The organism is Pantoea sp. B9002, assembly GCF_013385945.1.
Lineage (GTDB): Bacteria > Pseudomonadota > Gammaproteobacteria > Enterobacterales > Enterobacteriaceae > Pantoea.
Window position 1 is genome coordinate 147,847 of the sequence record NZ_JACAPA010000006.1, and the last position, 6,256, is coordinate 154,102.

Below are 6,256 nucleotides of genomic sequence, written 5' to 3' on the forward strand. Positions count from 1 at the left end.
TCCCTGCTCTCTCACGGCGAATTGTTCAAAGTTTGGCCTTTCATCTTCTTTAAAAAATGCGTAATATACGCCGCCTTGCGAACAGTTAGGGTCACTTCTTTTTCATGCGCATTGGACAACATCAGCTACGTAATCGACTCATTGCTGCGCCTATGGCCGGAGTATCCGATAAGCCATTTCGCACCCTGTGTTATGAGAACGGCGCCGGTATGACTGTCTCCGAGATGCTGTCGTCGAACCCGGAAGTTTGGGCCAGTGACAAATCCCGTTTGCGTATGGTGCATAGTGACGAGCCTGGTATCCGCGCCGTGCAAATTGCCGGTTGCGATCCTGATGAGATGGCTGCTGCCGCGCGCATTAATGTGGCGTCTGGCGCGCAGGTTATCGATATCAACATGGGCTGCCCGGCCAAAAAAGTGAATCGTAAGATGGCAGGTTCAGCGCTGCTGCAACATCCGCAACTGGTGGAGTCGATTCTCCGTGCGGTCGTCAATGCAGTGGATGTACCGGTTACGCTGAAGATTCGCACCGGCTGGGACAAAGAAAATCGTAATTGTGTAGAGATTGCCCAATTGGCTGAACGCTGTGGCATTCAGGCTCTCACTATTCATGGCCGCACGCGCGCCTGTTTGTTTGAGGGATTTGCTGAATACGACAGCATTCGGACAGTTAAGCAGAGCGTTTCCATTCCGATTATCGCGAATGGCGACATTACTGACCCGCATAAAGCCAGAGCGGTGCTCGACTATACCGGAGCCGATGCTCTTATGGTTGGCCGTGCCGCTCAGGGAAGACCGTGGATCTTCCGGGAAATCCAGCATTATCTGGACACAGGGGAGCTGCTGGCACCGAAGCCGCTGGCTGAAGTGAAGCAAATGCTGATTGGACATATACGGGAGCTGCACGACTTTTACGGTCAGCGCAAAGGATACCGTATTGCCCGAAAACACGTTTCCTGGTATTTGCAGGAAAGTGCTCCTGATGACCAGTTTCGGCGCACATTCAACGCCATAGAGGATGCCAGCGAACAGCTGGAGGCGTTGGAGGCATACTTCGAAAATCTTGCGTAAACGAAATAAAGAGCTGAAAGAACTATGTTCGAACAACGCGTAAATTCTGACGTACTCACCGTTTCTACCGTTAACTCTCAGGATCAGGTGACCCAAAAGCCACTGCGTGATTCGGTTAAACAGTCACTGAAGAACTATTTTGCTCAACTGAACGGTCAGGATGTAAGTGACCTGTATGAGCTGGTATTGGCAGAAGTCGAGCAGCCTCTGTTGGACATGGTGATGCAGTACACCCGTGGCAACCAGACCCGTGCAGCTCTGATGATGGGTATCAACCGCGGTACCCTGCGTAAGAAGCTGAAAAAATACGGCATGAACTAATCTGTTCGTTGCTGCGATAACGCCAGCCTTGCGGCTGGCGTTTTTGTTTCTGCTGCCAGGTAATTTCCTGACGTTAACAACGCATGAAACAATTGGCGCGATAATGGTAACGATAGTTGCAATTGCAGCAGTGATATCCCGCCCCTCTTAGCAACGCATTTCCCTTCTCTTTATTACGCGCTCATTTATCCTCTCATCACCCTTCAGCCCGCTTTCTCTGTGATCATCAACCGCTTCAGCCGTAAGCGTGCAAACTCATACATCCACTCCTGAGCGTTAGCTCACACTGCTTCCATATAGTGAAACTTTTTGCACTATTTGTGATCGTGTCGTCTCGTCATGCTGCCTTTTGGTGCGCCATATTAGCCAGAATCTTCTGAGTGCTTCAGTTTATTAAAAGATCTTTCCAGAGAATTCAGGATTCTGCAAACCTGGCATCAGGTTTGCAGAGTTGTGGATGGCTAACCGCCACAGACAGAAAAAAGCGCACATTAAAGTGCGCGCAAACATAACAACACACGATATCGCCACACAGGATGCTTTATGAAAAAGATGATGCTTTCCACTCTGGTCGCTGCAGCCTCGCTGTTAGCCGTTGCTCAACAAGCGCACGCTGGCACCACGCTGGATGCCATTAAGAAGAAAGGTTTTGTACAGTGCGGCATCAGTGACGGCCTGCCAGGCTTCTCTTATGCTGACTCTAACGGCAAATTCACCGGTATTGACGTGGATGTGTGCCGCGCGGCCGCTGCCGCTGTATTTGGCGACGCAACCAAAGTGAAATACACCCCGCTGACCGCGAAAGAGCGTTTTACCGCGCTGCAGTCTGGCGAAGTGGACATCTTGTCTCGTAACACCACATGGACCTCATCGCGCGATGGCGGCATGGGCTTCCTGTTTGCAGGCGTAAACTATTACGACGGTATCGGCTTCCTGACGCACCAGAAAGCCGGTCTGAAAAGTGCTAAAGAGTTGGATGGCGCCACCGTGTGTATTCAGGCCGGTACTGATACCGAGCTGAACGTGGCTGACTACTTCAAAACCCATAAAATGCAGTACACGCCAGTCACCTTCGACCGCTCTGACGAATCCGCTAAAGCCCTCGACAGCGGCCGTTGCGACACCCTTGCGTCTGACCAATCTCAGCTGTATGCGCTGCGTATCAAACTTGGCAAGCCAGACGAGTTCATCGTACTGCCAGAAGTGATCTCCAAAGAGCCGCTGGGTCCGGTTGTACGTCGCGGTGATGACGATTGGTTCACCATCGTTAAATGGTCGCTGTATGCCATGCTGAACGCGGAAGAGATGGGTATCAGCTCTAAAAATGTCGATGACATGGTAGCGAAACCGACTACGCCGGATATGGCACATCTGCTGGGCGCGGAAGGTGACTTCGGTAAAGACCTGAAGCTTGATAACAAGTGGGCTTACAACATCATCAAACAAGTGGGTAACTATCAGGAAGTGTTCGACCGTAACGTCGGTAAAGATAGCGCACTGAAAATTAAGCGCGGCCAGAATGCGCTGTGGAATCAGGGCGGCATCCAGTACGCTCCGCCAGTTCGTTAATTCCGTCCTGCCAGTCGGGCACCGCATCCTGCGGTGCCCACGCGTAATCTTCACTGAGGTTTTAACATGTCGCAACGCCCAACCGTAAAAAGGGATTTTTCGTTCGGTAATCCTACGGTTCGCGCCTGGCTTTACCAGATCGTCGCGATTGTTGCCGTGCTTGCTGTGGTGGGATATTTAATCCACAACACCGTAATCAACCTGGCCAATCGTGGCATCACTTCCGGATTCGGGTTTCTGGATCGCAGTGCCGGCTTCGGCATTGTCCAGCACCTGATCGATTACACCGAAGGAGACACTTACGCGCGCGTGTTTATGGTGGGGTTGACCAACACCCTGCTGGTTTCCGCGCTCTGTATTGTTTTCGCTTCGATCCTTGGCTTTGCCGTTGGCCTGGCTCGCTTGTCTGAGAACTGGCTGCTGCGCAAGCTTTCAACTATATATATCGAGACCTTCCGTAATATCCCGCCGCTGCTGCAGATCTTTTTCTGGTACTTCGCGGTACTGCGTAACCTGCCCGGCCCGCGTCAGGCACTCAACGCTTTTGATTTGGCATTCGTCAGCAATCGCGGTTTGTATATTCCGTGGCCCGAGTACGCGCCTGGCACCTGGCCATTCCTGATCGCGCTGGCGTTAGCGGTGCTGGGTTGCGTGGCGCTGTTCCGCTACAACCGCAAGCATCAGTTGAAAACCGGACAACTGCGTCGCACCTGGCCGGCTGCGGTTGGGCTGCTGGTTTTGCTGCCGCTGATTGCTCATACCTTGTTTGGCGTTGCCATGCATTGGGATGTGCCGGAACTGCGTGGATTTAACTTCCGCGGCGGTTTCGTGATGATCCCTGAGCTCGCCGCGTTGACTCTCGCGCTGTCGGTTTATACCTCGTCGTTCATCGCCGAAGTGATTCGCTCCGGTATTCAGTCGGTGCCACATGGTCAAAGCGAAGCTGCACGTTCGCTCGGTTTACCTAATCCAGTGACCATGCGTCAGGTGATCATCCCGCAGGCAATGCGTGTGATTATCCCGCCACTCACCAGCCAGTACCTCAATATCGTGAAAAACTCATCGCTGGCGGCCGCTATCGGCTATCCAGACATGGTTTCGCTGTTTGCCGGTACCGTGCTGAACCAAACCGGTCAGGCGATTGAAACTATCGCGATTACCATGGCGGTTTACCTGATTATCAGCCTGATCATTTCACTGCTGATGAACCTCTACAATCGCAAAATTGCGCTGGTTGAACGTTAAGAGAACGGGATCATTATGTCTGTTACTACACATGAAACACCGCCGATTCCGACCAATCCACTCAGCAAGGCTTGGCTCTGGGCACGCAAAAATCTGTTCTCCAGCTGGCTGAATACGCTGCTGACGTTGTTCAGTATCTGGCTTATCTGGAACGTGATTCCTCCGGCACTCAACTGGCTGGTATTTCAGGCTAACTGGATCGGTGAGACGCGCGCAGATTGCACCAAAGAAGGCGCATGTTGGGTGTTTATCCATGCACGCTTTGGCCAGTTTATGTATGGGCTCTATCCGCATGAACTGCGCTGGCGCATCAACCTGTCGCTGGTCATCGGCTTGCTCTCGATTATTCCGATGTTTATCAAATCGATGCCGCGTCGTGGTCGCTATATCGCCTGCTGGGCGGTGGTCTATCCGATTGTTGTTTGGTTCCTGATGTACGGTGGCTATTTCGGTTTAGAGCGCGTAGAGACTCGCCAGTGGGGCGGCCTGACATTGACGCTGATTATCGCTTCAGTGGGGATTGCCGGCGCGCTGCCGCTGGGGATTTTACTGGCGCTGGGACGCCGCTCAGAAATGCCGGTGGTGCGTACACTTTCGATCATCTTCATTGAGTTCTGGCGTGGTGTACCGCTGATCACCGTGCTGTTTATGTCGTCGGTGATGCTGCCGCTGTTTATGGCAGAAGGCACCACCATCGACAAACTGGTGCGTGCTTTGGTTGGCGTGATCTTGTTCCAGTCTGCGTATGTCGCGGAAGTGGTGCGCGGCGGTTTGCAGGCGCTACCGAAAGGCCAATATGAAGCCGCTGAATCCCTGTCGCTGGGCTACTGGAAAACCCAGATGCTGGTGATTTTACCGCAGGCGCTCAAGATGACCATTCCCGGTCTGGTGAATACCATCATTGCGCTATTTAAAGATACCAGCCTGGTGATCATCATCGGCCTATTCGATCTCTTCAGTAGCGTGCAGCAAGCCACCGTTGACCCAACCTGGTTGGGGATGTCGACGGAAGGCTATGTGTTTGCTGCCATGGTTTACTGGATTTTCTGTTTTAGCATGTCGCGCTATAGCCAGTATCTGGAGAAGCGTTTTCACACCGGGCGTGCATCGCACTGAGGTTTAACATGACACAAACTATGACTAATGCGGCTGATGCCATGATGATTACACTCGAAAACGTTAACAAATGGTACGGTCAGTTCCATGTACTGAAAGACATCAATTTAAAAGTAAAACCACGCGAACGTATCGTACTGTGCGGACCGTCCGGTTCGGGTAAATCGACCACTATTCGCTGCATCAATCACCTCGAAGAACATCAGCAAGGACGCATCGTGGTAGATGGCATCCATCTCAATCACGATGTGCGCAATATTGAACGTGTTCGTACCGAAGTCGGCATGGTTTTCCAGCATTTTAATCTTTTTCCGCATCTTACCGTTCTGCAAAACTGTACGCTGGCACCGATTTGGGTGCGCAAAATGCCGAAGAAAGAAGCGGAAGAGCTGGCCATGCATTACCTTCAGCGTGTACGCATTGCTGAGCATGCGCATAAGTTTCCTGGCCAGCTTTCGGGTGGTCAGCAGCAGCGCGTGGCGATCGCCCGTTCACTCTGTATGAAGCCGAAAATTATGCTGTTTGATGAGCCCACTTCAGCGCTCGATCCAGAGATGGTGAAAGAAGTACTCGATACGATGATTGGCCTGGCAGAAGATGGCATGACCATGTTGTGCGTTACTCATGAAATGGGGTTTGCGCGTACGGTGGCGGATCGTGTGATCTTCATGGATCGCGGTGAAATTGTGGAAGAAGCTCCACCTCAGGAGTTCTTCGCCAACCCGAAATCAGAACGTACGCGTGCGTTTCTGTCTCAGGTTATTCACTGATATTCAAAGAGTTAGATTAATAAACGCCTCTGCTGAAAGCAGGGGCTTTTTTATGACTGCAATTTGAATTGGGGCGTTTTTAGGTGGCATTGAAGCTTTTAACGCATACAAAAAAGCCCTGAACTTTCGTTCAGGGCTTCTGTGTTTGATGCCTGGCAGTTCCCT

Annotated in this window: 6 protein-coding genes; all 6 read left to right on the forward strand. The window is 51.9% G+C overall.

Annotation, left to right across the window (positions count from 1 at the left end):
• Positions 1 to 104: 104 nt before the first annotated feature.
• The 6 genes from dusB to HX773_RS04530 all read left to right on the forward strand — a co-directional run bounded on the left by dusB (position 105) and on the right by HX773_RS04530 (position 6,091).
• The gene (gene dusB / locus HX773_RS04505; protein ID WP_176970593.1) at positions 105 to 1,070 is read left to right on the forward strand and encodes a tRNA dihydrouridine synthase DusB; all 966 of its coding nucleotides are present in this window, start codon (positions 105 to 107) and stop codon (positions 1,068 to 1,070) included.
• Between the two features lie 24 nt (positions 1,071 to 1,094).
• Positions 1,095 to 1,391: a DNA-binding transcriptional regulator Fis gene (fis, locus tag HX773_RS04510; protein ID WP_007891954.1), complete on the forward strand. Its 297-nt coding sequence runs from the start codon at positions 1,095 to 1,097 to the stop codon at positions 1,389 to 1,391.
• A gap of 543 nt (positions 1,392 to 1,934) precedes the next feature.
• Positions 1,935 to 2,960 (forward strand): amino acid ABC transporter substrate-binding protein, encoded by a 1,026-nt coding sequence (locus tag HX773_RS04515; protein WP_007891952.1) that lies wholly within the window; start codon positions 1,935 to 1,937, stop codon positions 2,958 to 2,960.
• A gap of 66 nt (positions 2,961 to 3,026) precedes the next feature.
• Complete coding sequence (locus HX773_RS04520; RefSeq protein ID WP_176970594.1) at positions 3,027 to 4,205, forward strand: amino acid ABC transporter permease; 1,179 nt, start codon at positions 3,027 to 3,029, stop codon at positions 4,203 to 4,205.
• A gap of 15 nt (positions 4,206 to 4,220) precedes the next feature.
• A complete protein-coding gene (locus tag HX773_RS04525) occupies positions 4,221 to 5,321 on the forward strand; it encodes an amino acid ABC transporter permease (RefSeq protein ID WP_061720212.1) in 1,101 nt (366 codons plus the stop codon).
• Between the two features lie 8 nt (positions 5,322 to 5,329).
• The gene (locus HX773_RS04530) at positions 5,330 to 6,091 is read left to right on the forward strand and encodes an amino acid ABC transporter ATP-binding protein (RefSeq protein WP_061720213.1); all 762 of its coding nucleotides are present in this window, start codon (positions 5,330 to 5,332) and stop codon (positions 6,089 to 6,091) included.
• Positions 6,092 to 6,256: the final 165 nt, after the last annotated feature.

What these genes read in the sequence shown, in the direction of transcription:
- dusB (WP_176970593.1), top strand. Translation starts at nt 105, where the DNA reads ATGCGCATTGGACAACATCAGCTACGTAATCGACTCATTGCTGCGCCT.
- fis (WP_007891954.1), top strand. Translation starts at nt 1,095, where the DNA reads ATGTTCGAACAACGCGTAAATTCTGACGTACTCACCGTTTCTACCGTT.
- HX773_RS04515 (WP_007891952.1), top strand. Translation starts at nt 1,935, where the DNA reads ATGAAAAAGATGATGCTTTCCACTCTGGTCGCTGCAGCCTCGCTGTTA.
- HX773_RS04520 (WP_176970594.1), top strand. Translation starts at nt 3,027, where the DNA reads ATGTCGCAACGCCCAACCGTAAAAAGGGATTTTTCGTTCGGTAATCCT.
- HX773_RS04525 (WP_061720212.1), top strand. Translation starts at nt 4,221, where the DNA reads ATGTCTGTTACTACACATGAAACACCGCCGATTCCGACCAATCCACTC.
- HX773_RS04530 (WP_061720213.1), top strand. Translation starts at nt 5,330, where the DNA reads ATGACACAAACTATGACTAATGCGGCTGATGCCATGATGATTACACTC.